General features: G+C 60.8%; 17 protein-coding genes. 9 read left to right on the top strand and 8 right to left on the bottom strand.

The window, feature by feature from the left end:
* Nucleotides 1-192 precede the first annotated feature (192 nt).
* Nucleotides 193-1,095, bottom strand: coding sequence for a helix-turn-helix transcriptional regulator (locus ACCD02_RS10005; RefSeq protein WP_413300896.1), 903 nt, complete (start codon nt 1,093-1,095; stop codon nt 193-195).
* Between the two features lie 386 nt (nt 1,096-1,481).
* On the opposite strand from ACCD02_RS10005, the gene ACCD02_RS10000 reads away from it, so the two are divergent.
* The 4 genes from ACCD02_RS10000 to ACCD02_RS09985 all read left to right on the top strand — a co-directional run bounded on the left by ACCD02_RS10000 (nt 1,482) and on the right by ACCD02_RS09985 (nt 5,482).
* Nucleotides 1,482-2,819 (top strand): MFS transporter, encoded by a 1,338-nt coding sequence (locus ACCD02_RS10000; RefSeq protein WP_413300894.1) that lies wholly within the window; start codon nt 1,482-1,484, stop codon nt 2,817-2,819.
* Between the two features lie 183 nt (nt 2,820-3,002).
* Nucleotides 3,003-3,704: a fumarylacetoacetate hydrolase family protein gene (locus ACCD02_RS09995; protein ID WP_413300892.1), complete on the top strand. Its 702-nt coding sequence runs from the start codon at nt 3,003-3,005 to the stop codon at nt 3,702-3,704.
* A gap of 31 nt (nt 3,705-3,735) precedes the next feature.
* The gene (locus ACCD02_RS09990) at nt 3,736-4,500 is read left to right on the top strand and encodes an SDR family oxidoreductase (protein WP_413300890.1); all 765 of its coding nucleotides are present in this window, start codon (nt 3,736-3,738) and stop codon (nt 4,498-4,500) included.
* A 28-nt stretch (nt 4,501-4,528) separates the two neighbouring features.
* Nucleotides 4,529-5,482 (top strand): 2-hydroxyacid dehydrogenase, encoded by a 954-nt coding sequence (locus ACCD02_RS09985; protein ID WP_413300888.1) that lies wholly within the window; start codon nt 4,529-4,531, stop codon nt 5,480-5,482.
* 202 nt (nt 5,483-5,684) lie between these two features.
* On the opposite strand, the gene ACCD02_RS09980 is transcribed toward ACCD02_RS09985, so the two are convergent.
* The gene (locus tag ACCD02_RS09980; RefSeq protein WP_413300886.1) at nt 5,685-8,003 is read right to left on the bottom strand and encodes a TonB-dependent receptor; all 2,319 of its coding nucleotides are present in this window, start codon (nt 8,001-8,003) and stop codon (nt 5,685-5,687) included.
* Between the two features lie 149 nt (nt 8,004-8,152).
* On the opposite strand from ACCD02_RS09980, the gene ACCD02_RS09975 reads away from it, so the two are divergent.
* On the top strand, nt 8,153-8,878 hold the full coding sequence (locus ACCD02_RS09975) for a tetratricopeptide repeat protein (protein ID WP_413300884.1): 726 nt from the start codon (nt 8,153-8,155) through the stop codon (nt 8,876-8,878).
* Nucleotides 8,879-9,127: 249 nt separating this feature from the next.
* Here ACCD02_RS09975 and ACCD02_RS09970 read toward each other — a convergent pair whose 3' ends face one another.
* Complete coding sequence (locus tag ACCD02_RS09970; RefSeq protein ID WP_413300882.1) at nt 9,128-10,036, bottom strand: DMT family transporter; 909 nt, start codon at nt 10,034-10,036, stop codon at nt 9,128-9,130.
* A 97-nt stretch (nt 10,037-10,133) separates the two neighbouring features.
* Between ACCD02_RS09970 and ACCD02_RS09965 the strand changes: the two genes are divergently transcribed.
* Complete coding sequence (locus ACCD02_RS09965) at nt 10,134-11,021, top strand: LysR substrate-binding domain-containing protein (RefSeq protein ID WP_413300880.1); 888 nt, start codon at nt 10,134-10,136, stop codon at nt 11,019-11,021.
* Between the two features lie 374 nt (nt 11,022-11,395).
* Nucleotides 11,396-12,304, top strand: coding sequence for an alpha/beta hydrolase (locus ACCD02_RS09960; protein WP_413300878.1), 909 nt, complete (start codon nt 11,396-11,398; stop codon nt 12,302-12,304).
* A 5-nt stretch (nt 12,305-12,309) separates the two neighbouring features.
* Here the strand turns inward: ACCD02_RS09960 and ACCD02_RS09955 are convergent, their stop codons facing one another.
* From ACCD02_RS09955 to ACCD02_RS09935, 5 genes are all read right to left on the bottom strand, one after another.
* The gene (locus tag ACCD02_RS09955) at nt 12,310-13,158 is read right to left on the bottom strand and encodes an ureidoglycolate lyase (protein ID WP_413300876.1); all 849 of its coding nucleotides are present in this window, start codon (nt 13,156-13,158) and stop codon (nt 12,310-12,312) included.
* Between the two features lie 37 nt (nt 13,159-13,195).
* Nucleotides 13,196-13,930: an SDR family oxidoreductase gene (locus tag ACCD02_RS09950; protein ID WP_413300874.1), complete on the bottom strand. Its 735-nt coding sequence runs from the start codon at nt 13,928-13,930 to the stop codon at nt 13,196-13,198.
* Nucleotides 13,930-15,321 carry an MFS transporter gene (locus tag ACCD02_RS09945; protein ID WP_413300872.1) on the bottom strand — a complete coding sequence of 464 codons (1,392 nt, stop codon included), beginning with the start codon at nt 15,319-15,321 and terminating at the stop codon, nt 13,930-13,932. Before ACCD02_RS09945 ends, ACCD02_RS09950 begins: the two co-directional genes overlap by 1 nt.
* A gap of 84 nt (nt 15,322-15,405) precedes the next feature.
* Complete coding sequence (locus ACCD02_RS09940; protein ID WP_413300870.1) at nt 15,406-16,983, bottom strand: aldehyde dehydrogenase (NADP(+)); 1,578 nt, start codon at nt 16,981-16,983, stop codon at nt 15,406-15,408.
* 96 nt (nt 16,984-17,079) lie between these two features.
* Complete coding sequence (locus ACCD02_RS09935; RefSeq protein WP_413300868.1) at nt 17,080-18,048, bottom strand: LysR family transcriptional regulator; 969 nt, start codon at nt 18,046-18,048, stop codon at nt 17,080-17,082.
* Nucleotides 18,049-18,162: 114 nt separating this feature from the next.
* Here ACCD02_RS09935 and ACCD02_RS09930 point away from each other — a divergent pair, with 114 nt between their 5' ends.
* On the top strand, nt 18,163-19,347 hold the full coding sequence (locus ACCD02_RS09930; RefSeq protein WP_413300867.1) for a fumarylacetoacetate hydrolase family protein: 1,185 nt from the start codon (nt 18,163-18,165) through the stop codon (nt 19,345-19,347).
* 56 nt (nt 19,348-19,403) lie between these two features.
* Nucleotides 19,404-21,188 (top strand): IlvD/Edd family dehydratase, encoded by a 1,785-nt coding sequence (locus tag ACCD02_RS09925; RefSeq protein WP_413300865.1) that lies wholly within the window; start codon nt 19,404-19,406, stop codon nt 21,186-21,188.
* Nucleotides 21,189-21,343: the final 155 nt, after the last annotated feature.

Below are 21,343 nucleotides of genomic sequence, written 5' to 3'. Positions count from 1 at the left end.
TAACGGCCTCTTCGCGAATGAATTCGCTCCCACAGTAGCGCGTGCATATCGTCGGATCTGTGGGATTCATTCGCGAAGGGGCCAGTACATCCAATGCATTGGCGGCGTCCGGAATAAAGCTTTCGCGAATGGATTCGCTCCCACAGATTCGCTTCCACCCTTCCCCGTGTTTGCTGAGCGATAGCGCGACGTCTACACATCCCGCTGCTTGCGAAACTGCCCCGGCGGCATGCCGTGGGCGTTGCGGAAGCGTCGGGAAAAGTAGGCTTCGTCGGCAAAACCGCATAGCCGGGCGATTTCGCCTACAGGTTTGGTGTCGTTGAGCAGCAGGGTGCGGGCCAGGTGCATGCGTCGCTCCAGTACCAGCTCGCTAAAGGTCTTGCCCACTTCCTTGCGCAGCCAATGGGTCAGGTAGTTGGGCGAGAGAAAGGCGGCGGAAGCGGCTTTTTTCAGGCTCAGGTCCGGATCACTGAGGTTCTTGCGCACGTATTCCGACATCCGCGCCAAAGCGTCGCGGCGGCTGCGTTCGGCGGCATTGTCGTCGGCCAGGACCTTGATCTGCTCGGCAAAGCGCTCGCAGACGGTGCCAATCAGCTGCAGCAGGCAACCCTTGAGAATCTCTCGCGTACCGAACTGGCGTTGTTGATCAAGCTTGCGCATGCGCATCAGCAAGGTCTCGATTTCGGCGAAGTCAGCCTGATCGAGAATGAAATCCAGACTCTCCTGAAAACGAAACGGCGACAGCTCCGGCGCCAGGGCAATGGGCACGTCTTCCAGGTCCAGGGGGTCGCACTGCAACTGCGGCATGAGGAAGGTCTGGGCGAAGTTGATCAGCAGGAAATTGCCGTCCTCCGGGTGCGGAATCAAGTGCAGTTTATGCGGCAGAATGAAGGCCAGGGCGTTGCGCGGAAATGGCCGTACCACGCCGCCGATATGCTGCACCGTATCGCCGCCGAGGTTGACCTGGATCTGGAAATACTCATGACGATGCGGCCCGGTTTCGGCACTACGCGCGTGCTTGTCACGGATATAGAAATCGGGGCGCTCGCTGCGCTGTTGCATGCCATAGGTCGGCACTTGAATTGCTAAATCCATCTCGGGACCTCTTGTTCGAATAGCCACCGCGTCGATGACTGGCTATCTGATGCGCTTGCCTCGCAAGCGCGTCAATAAGTCTCTAGCGGCGGCCAATCTTGTCACATGTCAGACGACATTTTGCGTGAAAACATCTTTACGCCACCGTCTGGGGGTGTCCAAGAAAAAATATTCTTTCTGTCACATTACAAAGGCTCTAAGACAAAGCTTTCGTCTGTTTCTCTGTATTTTCTACGTCGCCCGGCGCGCCGCAGATTTCTTGGACAAATATCAACGCACCCGGCTTGAAATCCAAAAACGTTCTAAGCGCTCGGTTGTATTTGCGTGGTCGTACGATAACTTTAAGGGGCTTCTCCGACACCAATAAAAACAATGAGGAAACACCCATGTCGAATCCTGACATTCAGGCTATCGACGCCCGTGTCGCCGCACCCGCGGCAGCAGCACCGGCTCGTCTGCCTTCCCGTCGCCGCTGGTTCATGCTCTCGCTGTTGTTGATCGCCACCATCATCAACTATGTAGACCGTGTGAACATCTCCATCGCCGCTCCGTTCATGGCCAAGGACCTTGGTCTGGATAAAGTGGAAATGGGTCTGATCTTCTCCGCCTTCGCCTGGACCTACGCTTTCGCCCTGGTACCAGCAGGCTTCATTGCCGACCGTTTCGGTTCGCGCTTCACTTACGGTGCTTCGCTGATCTCCTGGTCGGCGGTCACAGTGTGCCAAGGTTTTGCCGGCGGCTTCGCTTCGCTGTTCGGCCTGCGCCTGGCCATCGGTGCCATGGAAGCTCCGGCCTTCCCGGCCAACAGCCGCGCCGTGACGGTGTGGTTCCCGGCCAAGGAACGCGGCACCGCCAGCAGTATCTATGTGTGCGGCCAGTACCTGGGTACGGCGCTCTTCACCGGTGCACTGCTGTGGCTGGCCACGACCTACGACTGGCGCCATGTGTTCTACAGCACCGGTATCGTCGGCGTGGTGTTCGGCATCATCTGGCTGTACGTCTACCGCGACCCGATGTTCTGCAAGAAAGTCAGCAAGGAAGAGCTGGCCTACATCGAGGACGGCGGTGCACTGGTCAAGGCCAGCAAGGACAAAAACAAGTTCAAGTGGGCACAGATCGTCGAGCTGATGAAATATCGGCAGATCTGGGCCATCTGCCTGGGCAAGTTCGCCAGCACCTCGGCCCTGTATTTCTTCCTGACCTGGTTCCCGACTTACCTGATCGAGGAACGCCATCTGACCATGGTCAAGGTGGGTATCTTCGCCATCCTGCCGTTCATTGGCGCCACCGTCGGCGTGCTGTTGGCCGGGGTGATTGCGGACTGGATGATCCGTCGCGGCTTCTCCCTGTCGATCTCGCGCAAGCTGCCACTGGTAGTGGGTTCGGCACTGGGCATGTCGATCATGCTGGTCAACTTCACAGACTCCAACGAGCTGTGCATCGCCCTGCTGACCATCGCCTTCTTCGCCCAGGGTATCGCCTCGTCCTCATGGGCGGCGGTGTCGGAAATCGCGCCGAAGGAGCTGATCGGCCTGACCGGCGGCATTACCAGCCTGGCGGCCAACATCGGCGGGATCGTGACGCCCATCGTCATCGGCCAGATCCTGCATGTCACGGGGACCTTTGCCTACGCCTTCTGGTTTATCGGCGGCGTGGCGGCGATCGGCACCCTGTCCTACTCGCTGCTGTTGGGCAAGATCTACCGCATCGAGTTGAAGTCTTAGTAACAGATCCGTTGTAAGCAAGTGAGACCTTATGCCCTCCCCTTATGGGCAACGGCGTACGCAAGTACGCCTTTTTCTTCTCTGCAATTGGCCGTTTTTACTCCAATTTGAACACCGCGTTGTCCAACTTTGCCCGTCGCCGATCCCGTAGGCTGACCACTGACGACTGGACTCGCCCGAGGAATGAACATGATTGATTACGTATTTGAACCTGGGCACGTGCGCAGCCTGCCAGTGGAAAACAGCACCGCGCGCTTTCCGGTCGCCCGGGTGTTCTGCCTGGGGCGCAACTACCACTGGGGCGATTCGCAGAATGCGCCGCGGGAAATGCCGGCGTTTTTCATGAAGCCCGCCACAGCGGTGATCGATGCCGTCGGCGAGCTGGAGTTTCCGTCGCAGACCGAACAGTTCTGCCATGAAATCGAACTGGTGGTCGCCATCGGCAAGGGCGGCTTCGCGATCGACGAGGCCCAGGCACTGGGGCACGTCTTTGGCTACGCTGCTGGCCTGGACATGACCCGCCGCGACCTGCAAATGGCCGCCAAGGCTGTCGGCCAGCCATGGGAAGCGGCCAAGGCCTTTGACGGTTCGGCACCGATTACGCCGATCCGCCCGGCCAGCGAGTTGGGGCATCCCAACCAGGGCGCGCTTTGGCTGAGCGTCAACGGCGTGGAGCGCCAGCGCTCGAACCTGGAAAGCCAGATATGGACAGTGGCCGAGATTGTCAGCCGCCTGTCTTGTTCCATTCAATTACTGCCCGGCGACCTGATCATGACCGGGACGCCGCCGGGTGTGGATTCGCTGCAAAGCGGTGACGTGATCACCGCAGGCATTGCCGGTATCGGCCAACTCGAAGTACGTGTCGGTGGGCGTCGCGCCGCCTGATGCATCCAAACGATAAGCAGGAGATATAACAATGACTGACAACAACCTCCCGAAAATCGCCCTGGTGACCGGCGCTGGCAGCGGCATCGGTCGCGCAGTGGCCCTGACCCTGCTGGCTGACGGCTACAAGGTCGTGGTGACCGGCCGCCGTATCGAGCCGCTCAAGGAACTGGAAGTACTGGCCCGCGAGCAAGGCGGCGAAGTGCTTGCGGTGTCAAGCGACGTGCGCGACCCGGCCAGTGTCGAAGCGCTGTTCGCCACCATCGAAGAGGTCTATGGCCGCGTCGATGTGGTGTTCAACAACGCCGGCGTCAACGCCCCGGCCGTGCCGGTCGACGAGCTGCCGGTGGAGAACTGGCTGAACGTGATCAACACCAACGTCACCGGGGTATTCCTGTGCAGCCGCGCGGCCTTCGGCCTGATGCGCAAGCAATCGCCGCAAGGTGGCCGGATCATCAACAACGGATCGATTTCCGCCCATACGCCGCGCCCGTTCACCTCACCCTATACCGCCAGCAAGCACGCGGTATTGGGAATCACCAAAAGCCTGGCGCTGGATGGTCGCGAATTCAACATCGCCTGCAGCCAGATCGATATCGGTAACGCCCTGACCGAGCTGTCGGTGCGCATGACCAAGGGCGTGCGCCAGGCCAATGGCGAGATCGCCGTAGAACCGATGATCGACGTCAAGCACATCGCCGATGCCGTGCGTTACATCGCCGGGCTGCCGCTGTCGGCCAACGTGCTGAACATGACCGTCATGGCCACCAACATGCCTTTTGTCGGCCGTGGCTGATCGATCCCGATTTTGTGAGTGATAAAAGATGAAAGCTGAAGTCCTGCAACTGAGCCCGATCCTGATCCCCGAGATCAACGCGCGCCTCAACGAGCTATACACCGTGCGCCCGTACTTCCAGCAAGCCGACAAGGCCGCTTACCTGCGTGAGCATGGCGCCAACATCACAGCCGTGGTGACCGGCGGCCATACCGGCATTACCCGTGCGGTGATGGAGCAGCTGCCCGCAGTGAAAGTGATTGCGGTCAATGGCGTGGGTACCGATGCCGTGGATCTGGCCTACGCCCGCGACCGTGGTATTCACGTCACGGCCACCATCGGCGCCCTGACTGAAGACGTCGCCGACCTGGCTATCGGCCTGCTGATTTCTACCTGCCGAGGCCTGAACACCGCCGACCGTTATGTGCGCAGCGGCGCCTGGCCGAAAAGCCCGACACCACTGGCGCCGATCCCTCTGGCACGACAGTTCAGCGGCATGCGTGTCGGCATCGTTGGGCTGGGCCGGGTCGGCCGCGCCGTTGCCACCCGTGCCGCGGCCTTCGGCTGCCCGATCAGCTACACCGACCTGCGCGCCATGGATGACGTGCCCTACACCTTCGTTGCCGATCTGGTCGAACTGGCCCGGCAGAGCGACGCCCTGATCGTCGCCGCCGCTGCCGACAAGGCCAAGGGCATTATCAATGCCCAGGTCCTGGCCGCATTGGGCGCCGAGGGTTACCTGATCAACGTCGCCCGGGGCAGCCTGGTCAACGAACCCGACCTGGTCGCCGCCTTGCAGACCGGCTCGATTGCCGGCGCCGGGCTGGATGTATTCGTCGACGAGCCGAACGTGCCGACCGAGCTGTTCGAACTGGAAACTGTGGTGCTGCAACCGCACCGCGCCAGTGCCACCGTACAAACCCGCACGCGCATGGGGCATATGGTGTTGGCGGCATTGGCCCAGGGGTTGGCGGGGGAGAGGCCGGCTGCGGCCGTCCTGTAGCTTCCCCATGCAGGCACGAGTTCTGTGGGAGCGAATTCATTCGCGAAAAAGGCGGCACATTCGATACATATCCATCGTCTGAAAACCGCTTTCGCGAATGAATTCGCTCCCACAATTCGCTCCTGCGATTTCCCGATACAACCCCAGACAACAAAGCCCCTGCGGCGACAACCGCAGGGGCTTTGTGTTGTTACGGTGTCGGTTAGAACGTGTAGTCAGCCGACAGCACGGCTGCGCGAGCATCGCCCGGCGTCGCCCAACCATTGTTGCGGATGCGGGTCAGGTAGTCCTTGTCGAACAGGTTGTTGACGTTCAGACGCAGGCCCAGATTGCGGTTGACCTTGTAGGCCACCATGGCGCGGTGCACGGTGTAGCCCGACGAAGTCGGGGCGGCATCGGCGCTGGCCAGGTATTGCTTGCTCTGGGTGGTCAGACCGTAGCCGACCTGGAAGTTGTACGGCAGATCGTACGTGGTCCAGATGCTGGCAGCGTTTTTCGGCGTGAACGTCAGCGGCTTGCCTTTCTGCGCGTCGGTGCCGGTGGTCAGCTTGGTGAAATCGCTGACACTTTGCAGCACTTCGCTGTGCAGGTAGGTGTAGTTGGCGAAGACCTTCCACTTATCCGTGATCGCACCCGACAGCCCCAGAGAGGCGCCATCGACGCGTGCCTGACCGTCAAGGGTCTGTTCGCCCGTCAGGTTGCTCGGGTCGTTGCTGGCAACCTTGTAGTTGGTGCGGTCGTTGCGGAACACCGAGCCAGTGAGGGACAGGGCGTCGCCGAAGAAGTCCCACTTGGTGCCCACTTCATAGCTGATGGATTTCTCCGGATCAGCGTTACAGTTGTTGGACGCCGCAGTGGTACCGCGCGCTGCGGTGTAGCAGCTGCCGTTGACGGTGGCTTGGGACGGCGTCTTGGTGTTGCCGTAGGCGACGTAGATGCTGCCGTTTTCCGCTGGCTTGTAGACCAGGGCCAAACGATAGGACGTCAGGTCATCGGTGCTGTGGAAGCGCGAACCTGGCGTTACTACGCCGTTGCTGGCGTAGGCGTCGGTCACCGAACTGCCATCGTTGCGCTCATAGCGCACCCCGCCGTTGACCTCCCACTGCTCGTTGAGCTTGAGCGTGTCGAAGGCATAGGCGGCACGGTTGTTCAGCTCACCGTTGACCTGGGCGCTGCGCACAAAGTTGTGATCGCCGGCCCAGTAGGAGTTCGGGTCGCTGATGCTCACCGGTGGCGGAACGATGGTTGCGCCGGAACCGGTACGCAGCCAGTTGCCGGTATTGGCCTCGTACTCTTCACGGGTCAGCGCCACGCCGGTCACCAGTGTGTGATCGATGAAGCCGGTGGCGAAGCGCGTGGTTACGTCGGTCTGGTTGGTGAAGATCTTGTTCTCGGTGTCCCGGGCGTTCCCCAGGGAACCGCCGCTTGGCTGGAAGTAGCCTGGCGCCAGGCCAGCGGCACAGGCCGCGCCGTTCGGTTGCCGACCGTTGGCCAGACACGCCGTCGAGGCACCTTCAGGACCGGAAACGCGCAGGTCCTGACGAACGCGAGCGACGCGGCTGAAGTTGCGCACCGACACGTTATCATTGAAATCATGCTCGAGCTTCAGGCTGAAAGCGTCGGTGTTGATTTCCTGCTTGTTCATGTTGTGGTAGCCGTAGTAATCGCTGGTCCCCGCACCCGGCAAGCGCTTGCCGTTGTAGATAGGAACGCCGAACTGCGGCAGGTTGTCGTCTTTCTGGTGCTCGTAGCTGAGGGTGACGCGGGTGTCGGTGCCCAGGCCGAAGGCGATGGTCGGGGCGATACCCCAGCGCTCATAGTCTTCGTAGTCACGACCCGGTGCATCGTTGCCGTGGGCCATCAGGTTCAGACGAAACGCGGTGGTGTCGTTGAGCTTCTGATTGGTGTCCAGAGTGATGCGCTTGTAGTTGTCGGTACCGACACCAGCGCTGATCGTGGTCTTGTCACGCAGTTCAGGCTGCTTGGTCACGATATTGATGGTCCCGCCCACGGAGCCTGAGCCCGAGTAGACGGAACTGGCACCGTTGACCACTTCCACTTGTTGCAGGTTGAACGGATCGGTGCGGCTGTATTGGGCGCTGTCGCGTACACCATCGACGTAAATGTCGTTGTTGGCCGAGAAGCCGCGCAGGTTGATGCTGTCGCCGTAACCACTGCCGCCTTCACCGGCACCGAAGGTGATGCCCGGTACGGTGCTGAGGATATCGCGCATGGTCAGCAGGTTCTGATCCTGGATCACCTCTTTAGGGATGATGGTGATCGTCTGCGGCGTATCGCGCAGTGGCTCGGTGTACTTCGCCGAGGCTGGCGCCACCGGGTTATAACCACCGCCGGTTGCATCAGCCTGACCTTCAATGCTGGTCGCGCCCAGCTCTACGGCACCCTTTGGCGCAGCGGCGTCTGCGTAACTAAAACCTGCTTGCGCTGCGACGGCCAATCCAACCGCAGATGCCAGCAAATGACGCTGTGAAAGCAGCGCCGAATCCGTTCTTGAAGTCATTTAATTTCCTCCCCGAAATGTAAATGCGGCGCGATCGTAATTGAAAATCAATCTCAAACAAAGTAATTTGTAACAAATACTTTTGACACACTACAAATTCGATACAGGTCGGGATTCAGCCCCGCCCTGCGTCAGCCAGCGGGCCACTCATGAACACTCAACGCTCGATCCAGGATGACCCGCGTGCCTACGCCAAGGCGGTTATGCGCGCTGCCGAACTGGGTGATCTCGATGCCCAGACCACCCTGGGCCAGTTGCTGCTCTACGGGCGCGGCATCGCCCGCGATCAGGCACTGGCCCTGATCTGGTTTCGCATCGCCGCCCGGCAGCGCCATGCCATGGCCTGCAATATGGTCGGGCGCTGCCTGGAAAATGGCTGGGGTTGCGAGACCGATCTCGCGGATGCGGCCAGGCACTACCGGCAAGCCGCCGACCTTGGTCTGGATTGGGGCTTGTACAACTACGGCCAGTTGCTGACCCGTGGCCGCGGTGTGGCGCCAGACATGACCGCCGCCTACGCCCTGTTTCAACAGGCCGCAGCCATGGGCCACGCCAAGTCCATGAACCTGCTGGGGCGCTTTTATCATGAGGGCGTGGTCGTCGAACGGGACGAGACACAGGCGCAGCGCTGGTACTTGTTGGCCGCCCAGGGCGGGGATTTTCGCGGGCAGTACAACCATGCCGCCGCACTGGCCGAACAGGGTCGATACGAAGAAGCCTGCCTGTGGCTGGAGAGAGCACTGGAGACCGCAACGCCGGGTTTTCTGCAGACAGCCGGGCCGGTATTGCTGGCCTCGGTGAATGAGCGGATTCGTGAGATGGGGGAGCGCTATCAGCGGGTTGTCAGTGAGCTTGCAGCCCCAGCCAATGCCTGAACTGGAATGAGCTTTCGTAGGAGCCGGCTTGCTGGCGATGGCGTCGTGTCAGCCAACAACACCATTGCCTGTTACACCGATATCGCCAGCAAGCCGGCTCCTACAGGATCTCATTTCAACTCAGATTTTGCGGTGTATTGAAGCAAAAAACCGCTCGAAAGCGGCCTGATCCTCGCCCCCTTGGGGAAGGTAAAAGCGAGGATGTACACGCGAATGCCCCTGCCGAGTCCGCACTATCAAATAACCGGTTCAGGCATCCGAAGCCGTCGCCGGCAACGGCGCGGTCTTGCCGGTCTGCAGCACATAAACCCCGACAATGATGAACGCCAGCGCCAGCACGTCCTGAATCGTCAGCGGCTCGTGAACCAGCAATGCACCAATTGCCAGGGCCACGACCGGCGGAATGTAAGTCACGCCAGCCGCCTTGAGCGCACCGAGTTCCTGAACCAGGAAGTAATACAGCACGTAAGCCACGCCGGTGCCGCTGATGCCCAAGCCAAATATGAGACCGCCCAGGGCCACATGATCAGTGGTGATGCGTTCGATACCCTCCAGGTTAGTAGTCGCCAGCAATACCAGCAGCGCCAGGCCGATCTGGTAGGTGCACAAAGCCAGGGGCGAGAGATTCTTGTCCATGAGAAATTTGCGCGCATAGACGAACGAGCAGCCAAGGCTGAACGACCCCGCCACCATATACAGCACGCCCGTCACCGACACCCCGTCACCCGCAGCGCTCCAGGGCCGGGCGATCAGCAGCACGCCGACAAACCCGATCAACAACCCCGCCACCGTCAGGCGATTGATCGGCTCCTGACGCAGGAAAACAGAGGCAGTCAGGAAGGCAAACAGTGGAATCGCGCCGCTGAGCATTCCGGCAATACCTGAAGGCAGCAGTACCGCCCCCTTGGCGAACGCCAGGTAATACAGCGCCGTGGCCAGCAGTGACATGACGAAAAAGTGGTGGATATAGCGCAGATGGGACCACTGCAACGCGCGCCGCGATAACGCCAGGATCAGTACCGGAATAAACCCGAATATCACCCGTAGCAAAACAATCTGCATCGGCGAAATCAATTCGGACGCCCATTTGGTGAAAATGAAATTGGTCCCCCAGATCACCCCCAGCAGGGCGAAGGCAGGATAGGCAAACTTATTCATATCAATCTCTTCATAGGCGTTGATATGGCAATCTACGTGGTCGAGACTGAATGCGGCAAACGATTAAAAAACCCCCATAACGTAGAAAAACTTCATCATGAATCAACTACCCCCGCTCAAGGCACTGCTGGCGTTCGATGCCGCGATGAAGCACAACAGCTTCAGCGCAGCAGCCGGTGAACTGCATGTCACGCCGGGAGCGGTGGGCCAGCAGATCCAGAAACTGGAAGAGTGGCTGGGCATGTCCCTGTTCATTCGCTCGGTACGTCAAGTACAGCCGACCCTCGACGCGCAGAATTACTGGGCCGCTATTCAACCGGCGCTGCAACGCATCCAGCAGGCCAGCACTGAATTGCGTCTGCGCAACGTGAATGAGGTGTGGCTGTCCATGCCGCCGACCCTGGCGGCAAAGTGGTTTGCCTCGCGGATGTCGGATTTCCTGAGTTTCAAGCCGGGTATTTCATTGCACCTGAGCGCCTCTACCGCCCTGGTCAACTTTGAGCGCGACCGTGTCGACCTGGCGATCCGCTATTTCGATGGCAACGACCCGACACTGGACACAACCCTGCTCTATCAAGACGAAGCCCGCCTCTATTGCTCGCCGGAATATGCCCGCAGACTCGACTTGCAGCGCCCCGAGGATCTGGTGCGGGCCACGCTGCTCAACACCACTCTGCTGCCCCATTGGCAGCCCTGGTTCAAGCAGTACACCCAACTGACCGATGCCCAGGTCGCGGCCATTCCCAGCCAGCATTTCGACCAGTCCATCCTGGCCATCGAAACGGCCCGCCATGGCCAGGGCGTGATACTCAGCAGTGCGATCCTGACCGAGACTGAACGGCAAAACGGCTCGTTATGTGAACCCCTGCAATTGCGTCTGCCACTGAACAAAGGGTACTACCTGGTCCACCATCGCCAGATCGCGTTGCGCCCGGTGGCGGCGATCTTGAAACAGTGGTTGATTGAGTGTGCGAGTGCGCAATGAAACATATGCGCCGTTGGCGCTTAAACCACTCTTATCAAAGAATGTAAAACCCACTGAATCACCGCAACTCCGTGGGAGATTCTATGTTTGCTGTAAAGCCAGAGCAGCCCCTTCGCGGATGAATCCGCACAGATCCGACGATATGCACACGCTACTGTGGGAGCGAATTTATTCGCGAAAGCGGAATTACAGACGATACAAATGCATGGGATGTGAGGGCCAATTCGCGAATAAATTCGCTCCCACAGTATTTGCTCGCCCCCCTTCCTCGCATTGGGTATTGCAATGCGGTCGCTCAGCTGAACAAACCCCCGAAAAGCATTCCTGCGTCGTCGTTCCATGGTAGATATTTCGAAATATTTTCTGGGGGCCGTATGAACCGTCGACATTTCCTTGCCTGCTCGACCGCCGCACTGATCGCGCTGCGGATGTCCATGGCCAATGCCAGTGTGATTATCCCCGACGGCGAAGGTACGAAAATTCCCCTCTGGGATGGCGTACCGCCCGGAGGTGGTGGGCCCACTGGCAATGAAGTTGTCTCGGCCAAAGGCGCACTGACCAACGTTTCTCGCCCGTCACTGCGCGTGTTCAAACCCGAGCGCCCGAACGGCAAGGCCGTCCTGGTGGCCGCAGGTGGTGGCTACAAACGCATGGAGATGGGCATGGAAGCCTGGCCTGCCGCGCAGTGGCTGACCGCGCGGGGCTTTACCGCTTATGTGCTCAGCTATCGCTTGCCGGGTGAAGGTTGGGCAGATGGCAGCAAGGTTTCCCTGCAAGATGCCCAACGTGCGCTGCGTATTATCCGCAACCGGGAAAAGCAGGTCAGCGTGCTGGGGTTTTCGGCGGGCGGGCATTTACTCGGCATGGCCGTCACCGCGACGGACGAACAAACCTATGCGCCCAGAGATCATCTGGACGCAACGCCTGCCGTTGCCGATGCCGCGGCGCTGATCTATCCGATCATTACGTTGCTGCCACCCTACGCAAAAACATCGACCCATAAGATTCTGGTCGGGCCACATGCGTCGCAGACCGAGGATGCCAGGTGGTCGGTACAAACCCGGGTCACGCCGCGCACGCCGCGAATGTTCCTGGCGCAAGCGGAAGATGACCCGATATCCGACCCCGCCAACACCCTGATCATGGCCGCGGCTTGCGAACATGAACATGTCGCCGTCGAGATGCACCGCTATGCCACTGGCGGCCACGGCTTTGGCCTGGGCAGGCCCGGCACACCGACTATGAAATGGCCAGCCGCTTATGAGAAATGGCTGAACACATAAGGCGATTAATCAGCCTGGACCGTCAGTTGCTGTTGTTCACCCAACCCTTCGATGCCCAGGCGCATGCGCTGCCCGGCGCGCAGGAACACCGGCTGCGGCTTGACGCCCATGCCGACGCCCGGTGGTGTGCCGGTGGAGATCACGTCACCCGGTTGCAGGCTCATGCAGCGGCTCAGGTAAGCCACCAGCTGCGGCACGTTGAAGATCAGCGTGCGGGTGTTGCCCTGTTGATAGCGATGGCCATCCACTTCCAGCCACAGGTCGAGGTTGTGCGGGTCGGCGACTTCGTCACGGGTTACCAGCCATGGGCCGATGGGGCCGAAGGTATCGAAGCCTTTGCCTTTGTCCCAGGTGCCGCCGCGCTCCAGCTGCCATTCACGTTCGGACACATCGTTGATCACACAGTAACCGGCCACATGCTCCAGGGCATTGGCTTCGTCGATATTGCGCCCGCCTTTGCCAATCACCACGCCAAGCTCGACTTCCCAGTCGGTCTTCACCGAACCGCGCGGGATCTCCACGTCGTCGTTGGGGCCATTAATGGCGCTGGTCCACTTGTTGAAGATGATTGGCTCCTTGGGCACCTCCATATTGGCTTCGGCGGCATGGTCGGCGTAGTTCAGGCCAATACAGACGAATTTACCGATCTGCCCGACGCAGGCGCCGATTCGCGGCTGGCCGGCAACCAGTGGCAGGCTTGCCGGATCCAGTGCGGCCAGTGCCGCCAGGCCAGCAGGAGTGAGGACTTCACCGGCAATATCGGCAACATGGGCGGACAGATCACGTATCTGACCATTGGCATCGAGCAGGCCGGGCTTTTCCGCACCTTTTTCGCCGTAACGTAGCAATTTCATTGAGGTCTCCTGTTCCTGTCGAAGTGCAAACCGGGGATCAGATGCTCATGCCGCCATCAATCACGTGCACGGCGCCGGTTGTGTAAGAAGAGGCATCAGAGCCCAGATAAACAGCCAATTGCGCGATTTCTTCAGCGCTGCCGAGGCGGCCCATGGGCTGGCGACCGACGAACTGCTGGTAAACCTGCGCTTGATCGACACCTTGCTGCGCGGCCTGATCGGCAATTCGCTGGCGCAACGAAGGTGAATCTACCGTACCAGGGCAAATGGCGTTACAGCGAATGCCCTGACCAATGTAGTCCGCAGCCACAGATTTGGTCAGACCGATTACCGCTGCCTTGCTGGCAGTGTAGGCAAAACGATTGGGCACGCCTTTTACGCTGGACGCCACCGATGCCATATTGATGATCGAACCGCCGCCACGGGCCAGCATGCCTGGCAGGAATGCCTTGATCATGCGGTACATGGCCGTGGCGTTGAGCTCAAAGGAACGGCTCCAGGCCGCTTCGTCGCATTCCAGAATGCTGCCCGAATGCACGTAGCCCGCGCAGTTGAACAGCACATCGATGGCGCCGATTGCCTGGCTGGCGGCAATGATGTCCTCGGGGCTGGTCACGTCCAGGCGCAGCGCCTGCAGCCCTTCAATGGCTTCAAGCGCGCGAATGTCGATGTCCGTGGCGATCACCTCGGCACCAGCGGCGACGAAGGCCTTGGCGCTGGCCAGGCCGATGCCCTGGCCGCCCGCCGTGATCAGCACGCGCTTGTTCTTCATCAGGCTTTTTCCATGTTCAGAGAAGTGGGCAGCACCGGCCGGGCGTCGTCTTTCCTGCCCAACATGCTGCCGGGAATGGCCAGGATCAGCCCGCCGCTGACCAACAGGCACAGGGCCAGGACATAGGTGCCGTTATTGATGTCGCCGGTCAGATTCTCGGCGACGGCGGTGATCATCGATCCGGTGAACCCGGACAGGTTGCCGATAGCGTTGATCATGCCGATCCCGGCTGCAGCGGCGGCACCTGACAGCAGCGAGCCTGGCAGAGTCCAGAAGATCGGCATCAGGCTGAGAATCCCGGAGGCAGCTACGGTGAGGAACAGCACCGACAGCACCAGGTTATGGGCGAAAAACGCACTGAGGATCAGGCCGATGCAACCGATGAAGGCCGGGATCGCCGCATGCAGCCGACGCTCGCCGGTACGGTTGGAATGACGGGCGTTGAGCAGCATGATCACCGTGGCAACGCCGTAGGGGATCGCGGTCAGCAGGCCGATCTGCACGGTATTGGTGATGCCGGTGCTTTTGATGATCGACGGCATCCAGAACGCCAGTCCATAGAAGCCAGTGTTGAAGGTCAGCAGAATCAGCACCAGCAGCCACACTCGCGGATTGAGGAAGACTTCGCTGATGCGGGTCACCTTACCCGTACTGTCACTGTGCAGATTGGCTTTGAGCATGGCTTTCTCTGCCGCCGACAGCCACTTGGCCTTGTCGATGTTGTCGCACAGGCAGGCGATGACCACGAACGCCATGATGATCGATGGAATGCCTTCGATGATCAGCATCCATTGCCAGCCGGCCATGCCCTGGATCCCGGCCATGCTGCTCATCAGCCAGCCGGAGACCATGCCGCCCAGTGTCAGGCTGACCGGCATCGCCATGAGGAAACCGGACATCACGCGGCTCTGCCGTTGGGTCGGGAACCAATAGTTGAGGTACAGGATCACGCCGGGAAAGAAGCCGGCCTCGCAGATGCCGAGCAGAAAGCGCAGAACATAGAACATGCTGCTGGTTTCGATATGAAACAGCGTCGCCAGCGGCGCGGTGAACGCAACGGCAATGGAGATCACCGCCCAGCTGAGCATGATGCGGGCAATCCAGAAGCGTGCACCGAAGCGATGCAGCAACATGTTGCTCGGTACTTCGAAGATGAAATAGCCCCAGAAGAACACGCTGGCGCCCAGGGCATAGATCGTGTTGCTGAATTGCAGGTCGTTGAGCATGTCCAGCTTGGCGAAACCGACGTTGACCCGGTCCAGATAGGCGGCCATGTAGCACAGCAGCAGGATCGGCAGGATGCGCAGGATGACCTTGCGATAGGTCCGCTCCTCGAAGGCACTGTCGTGAACGGGCGCGTTGGCGCCCTGGTATTCGGCGTTTGTTTGCATGGGATTAACCCTTGGGCACGTTTACATGCCTGATTGTTTTTATTGAATGGGTCTGTGCCGGGCACGGGGCCCGACGGCGTTGCGTTACAGCGTTTTCTCAGTCAACCGGCCATCGACCAGGCGCGTCAGGCCCAACGGGTTGCTGTTCTTGAGGGCATCCGGCAATAGCACATCGGGGAAATTCTGGTAGCACACCGGGCGCAGGAAACGATCGATGGCCAGGGTGCCGACCGAGGTGCCACGGGCATCCGATGTTGCCGGATAAGGGCCGCCATGGACCATGGCTTCGCAGACTTCCACACCGGTCGGGTAACCGTTGATCAGGATCCGGCCGACCTTGCGCTCCAGCACTTCGATCATCTCGGCGCAACGGGCCAGCTCCTCGGCCTCGCCAATCAGGGTCGCCGTCAGTTGCCCCTGCAAGGCGTGCAGGCATTGCAGCAATTGCTGCATATCTGCCGCTTCGATGATGATGGTCGCCGGGCCAAAGACTTCTTCCTGCAACAGTACATCGCCGTCCAACAGCAGGCTGGCATCGGCCTGGAACAGTTGCGCCTGAGCCTGACTACCCTCCTGCGCGTGACCGGCCAGATGGCGAACACCGGAGTGCTTGAGCAATTCAGCACAGCCCTGTTGATAACTGCGCAAGGTGCCCGCGTTGAGCATGGTCTGGGTCGGCTGATCGGCCATGGCCTCGGCAAGACGCTGGATAAACCCGTCGAAGGCTGGCGAGCGCAGGCCGATGACCAGGCCCGGATTGGTACAGAACTGACCGACACCCTGCACCACCGAAGCGCTCAGTTCCCTGGCGATGTCATCGCCGCGAACCTCCAGCGCCTGGGGCAGGACGATGACTGGATTGATGCTGCTCATTTCGGCGAACACCGGAATCGGCTGAGGCCGGGCGGCGGCCATGTCACACAGCGCGCGGCCGCCCTTGAGCGAGCCGGTAAAACCCACCGCCTGGATCGCCGGGTGCTTGACCAGCGCTTCGCCGACACCGCCGCCGAAAATCATGTTGAACACACCGGACGGCATGGCGGTTTTTCCGGCCGCACGAATGATTGCTGCGCCAACCTGCTCGGCGGTCGCCATGTGCCCGCTGTGAGCCTTGAACACCACCGGGCAACCGGTAGCCAACGCGGCAGCGGTGTCGCCACCGGCAGTGGAGAATGCCAATGGAAAGTTACTGGCGCCAAATACCGCGACCGGGCCGACACCCATGCGGCACTGGCGCAAATCGACGCGCGGCAGCGGGGTACGCTGCGGCAATGCCCGGTCGATACGGGCACCGAGGAAGTCACCACGGCGCAGGGTTGCAGCAAACAGGCGCATCTGGCCGCTGGTCCGGGCTCTTTCACCTTGCAGGCGCGCTGCCGGCAAGGCGGTTTCTTGACCGATAAGGGCAATGAAGTCATCGCCCAGGGCATCCAGTTCGTCGGCAATGGCGTCAAGAAATTCGGCGCGGCGGGCGGCGGGCAGTCCGCGATAGAGGGGATAGGCAGAGGCAGCCGCGAGGCAGGCGGCATCCACTTCTTCCGGCGTGGCCTGATGGAAAGCGCCGAAGGCGTGCCCGGTGCGAGCATCGACGCTGTGCAGGATCACCGAACCGGCCGCGCTGCGACGACCCGCAATGAAGTTGTGACCGGACGAATCGGACATGGGGGATACCTGACCATTTATAATTGTTGGCCGGTAATCTAAGCCCGTGACCGATTCAATCCCAATGGCATTTTTGGATTAATTGATAACGTGCGGTTATTGAGATGCACCGCGCTCCTCCTGCTCTGCTCGAGCCAGGCGCGCGTTCTCCATAAGGATGTCGGCAAACTCCATCGCCGGGCCTGTCAACTGCTCGCCCTTGCGGGTCAGGATCCCGTAGTACTGGGGCGTCAGGTACAGCGGCGTATCGAGAATCTTCAGCAGGCCGCTCTCCAGATGCGGCGCTACCATGGCGTCGGGGAGCATGCCGATCATGGGTCCGCTTTGCAGCACCTTGAGGAAGGTCTGCATGGAAATGGTCTCAATGGTGTTTCTCGGCACATCGACCTGGGCGCTGGCGAAGGCCTGCTCCATGCGCCCGCGAATTGGCGTGCCCTTGGGATACAGCATCCACGGCCAGTCCACCAATTGCTGCAAGGTCATGGGCCCGGCATCACACAGCGGATGGCGGCTATTGACCACGATGCAGAAAGGTTCAGGCGCCAGCTCCTGGAAGTCATAGCGCTGTTGCTGGCTCTGGTCGGTGAAACGACCGATGGCCAGGTCCAGGGTGCGCTCTTCGAGCATCTCCATGAGGTGATCGCTGGTCTGCTCCACCACTTCGATGGCCAGCAACGGCCAGCGCTCCTTGATCTGCACGATGGCCTGGGGCAGCACCACGGCCGTCGCGGCAAAGATACCGCCCACCTTGAGATGACCATGACCACCGGCGCTGAGGTTATTGATCTGCTCGACAAAGGTACGCGCGTCGTTCAGCGCCAGTTGCGCATAACGCACCACCTGCGCGCCCAGGGCCGTGGGCAACATACTGCGCGGCAACCGCTCGAAGAGGGTGAAGCCCAACAGGCTCTCGATTTCCTTGAGCATCTTGCTCAGGGCAGGCTGGCTGAGATTCATCTGCTGGGCTGCCAGATGCATGTTGTGGGTGCGGCCCAAGGTATCGATCAGCACTAGATGACGGAATTTCAGCCAGTTGCAGAAATTGGAGAACGACAAGTCCGACATGGGAACGCCCCGCCCGGCAATAACGCCAGGTTATCAATAATTGAGAATATGCCATTGGAGTTTATCCGCGCGCCCACCTAGCGTGCAGTTTTTCTGGCCCTGGAATTCTGCACCATGACAACAATAAGACTGACCTGCGCGAACACCCTGCCCGCCGACAGCCTGTCAGCCACGCTGATCGGCCGCGCCTGGGTGCCCGGCGAGGTGTCCGGGCCGTCGCCCGTGGTGTTGCGCGCCGATGGCGTGTTCGACCTGTCCGCGCATTTCGCTACCCTTAGCGATCTGCTGGAAAGCGACTCGCCGCTCAAGGCCGTACGTGAAGTACCCGGTCGCTTCATCTGCAGCGCCGAAGATCTGCTGGCCAATACCGGCGCCCACTCCGACCAGGGCAAACCCTTTCTGCTTGCGCCTGTGGATCTGCAGGTGATCAAGGCCGCTGGCGTGACCTTCGCCGCGAGCATGATCGAGCGCGTCATCGAGGAAAAAGCCGGCGGCGATGCGGCCCGGGCCGAGGGCGTACGCGCAACGGTGCGCAGCGTCATCGGCGACAACCTGCGCGCGGTCAAGCCGGGCTCCGAGCAGGCCATGCGCCTGAAAACGCTGCTGATCGAACAAGGCATGTGGTCACAGTACCTGGAAGTAGGCATTGGCCCCGACGCCGAAATTTTCACCAAGGCGCCGATTCTGTCCGCCGTGGGCAGCGCCAGCGAGATCGGCATTCACCCCGGTTCGCAGTGGAACAACCCGGAGCCGGAAGTGGTGCTGGCCGTCAACAGTCGTGGGCAGATTCACGGCGCGACACTGGGCAATGACGTCAATCTGCGGGACTTCGAAGGCCGCAGCGCGCTGCTGCTGAGCAAGGCCAAGGACAACAACGCCTCCTGCGCCATCGGCCCGTTCATTCGCCTGTTCGACGAGCAGTTCAGCCTCGATGACGTACGCAACTGCGTGATCGATCTGGAAGTACGCGGCAGCGATGGCTACCTGCTCAACGGCGCCAGCTCCATGGACCAGATCAGCCGCGACCCGCAGGACATCGCCGCGCAAACCCTCAACGCCAACCACCAGTATCCCGACGGCTTCGTGCTGTTCCTCGGCACCCTGTTCGCCCCGACCGAAGACCGCGATCATCCCGGCGCCGGCTTCACCCACAAACAGGGTGATCTGGTGCGCATCAGCAGTCCGCGTCTCGGCGCCCTGCATAACCACGTAACCTACAGCGATGCGGCCACGCCCTGGACCTTCGGAGTCAGTGCCCTGCTGCGCAATCTGGTTGCCCGTGGCGTATTGTCCCGCTGAACGACCGTTTCAGCGGCCACGACCGAATCACAATAAATACAAGAGAGACATCAATCATGAGCTTGCCTCCCAAACGCCCCCTGCGCAGCCAGCAATGGTTCGATGACCCAGACCACGCCGACATGACCGCGCTCTATGTCGAGCGCTATATGAACTACGGCCTGACCCGGGACGAACTGCAGTCCGGACGGCCGATCATCGGCATTGCCCAGACCGGCAGCGACCTGACGCCCTGCAATCGCCATCACATCGAACTGGCCCAGCGGGTCAAGGCCGGCATCCGCGACGCGGGCGGCATCCCGATGGAGTTTCCGGTCCACCCGATCGCCGAACAGAGCCGCCGCCCCACCGCCGCCCTGGACCGCAACCTGGCTTATCTGGGCCTGGTGGAAATCCTCCACGGTTACCCCCTCGATGGCGTGGTGCTGACCACCGGCTGCGACAAGACCACTCCGGCGTGCCTGATGGCTGCGGCCACCACCGACCTGCCCGCCATCGTCCTGTCCGGCGGGCCGATGCTCGACGGGCACCACAAGGGCGAACTGATTGGCTCCGGCACAGTGCTGTGGCATGCGCGCAAACTGCTCGCCGCCGAAGAGATCAACTACGAAGGCTTCATGGAAATGACCACGGCGGCCTCGCCGTCCGTGGGCCACTGCAACACCATGGGCACCGCCCTGTCGATGAACGCTCTGGCCGAAGCTTTAGGCATGTCGTTGCCCGGCTGCGCCAGCATCCCGGCCCCGTATCGCGAGCGCGGGCAAATGGCCTATGCCACCGGCAAGCGCATTTGCGAACTGGTGCTGCAAGACGTGCGGCCGTCGCAGATCATGACCCGTGAAGCCTTCGAGAACGCCATTGCCGTGGCCTCGGCACTCGGCGCATCGAGCAACTGTCCGCCGCACCTGATCGCCATCGCCCGGCACATGGGCGTCGAGTTGAGCCTTGATGACTGGCAGCGTATCGGCATGGACGTGCCGTTGCTGGTCAACTGCATGCCTGCCGGCAAGTACCTGGGCGAAGGCTTCCACCGCGCAGGCGGCGTGCCTGCGGTGATGCACGAGCTGCAAAAGGCCGGGCGTCTGCATGAAGACTGCGCCACCGTCAGCGGCAAGAGCATCGGCGAAATCGTGCGCAATTCCCTGAGCAGCAATACCGACGTCATCCTGCCCTACGATGCACCGCTCAAACACAGCGCGGGCTTTATCGTGCTCAGCGGCAATTTCTTCGATAGCGCGATCATGAAAATGTCAGTGGTGGGCGAGGCCTTCCGCAAGACTTACCTGTCCGAACCCGGCGCCGAAAACAGCTTCGAAGCCCGGGCCATCGTCTTCGAGGGGCCGGAGGATTACCACGCGCGAATCAACGACCCGGAACTGGATATCGACGAGCGCTGCATCCTGGTGGTTCGCGGTGCAGGCACGGTCGGTTATCCCGGCAGCGCGGAAGTGGTGAACATGGACCCGCCTGCCGCCCTGATCAAACGCGGCATCGAGTCCCTGCCCTGCCTTGGCGACGGTCGCCAGAGCGGCACCTCGGCCAGCCCGTCGATCCTCAATATGTCCCCGGAATCTGCCGTGGGTGGCGGGATTGCGCTGCTGCGCACCAATGATCGTCTGCGGGTCGACCTCAACGCCCGCTCGGTGAACCTGTTGGTGGACGAGGAAGAACTGGCCCAGCGCCGCAGCGAATGGGTGCCCAGCTTCCCGCCGTCGCAAACCCCTTGGCAGGAGCTTTACCGGCAACTGGTCGGGCAGTTATCCACAGGCGGCTGCCTGGAACCGGCGACCCTGCACATGAAAGTCATTGCCCGCAGCGGCGCGCCGCGGCATTCGCATTGAACATGAGCTTGCCCGCAAATCGGGCAGACACAAACCTTTAAGAAACACAGACCGGTTCGCGCAGCAAACATTACAACGGTGGGAGCGAATTCATTCGCGAATGGGCCAGTACATCAGACACATTTTTATCGCCTGAAATACCGCCTTCGCGAATG

Origin of the sequence: Pseudomonas sp. Pseusp88 (assembly GCF_047303955.1) — a bacterium.
Classification (GTDB): Bacteria; Pseudomonadota; Gammaproteobacteria; order Pseudomonadales; family Pseudomonadaceae; genus Aquipseudomonas.
This window is presented reverse-complemented; position numbering and strand designations above follow the sequence as displayed.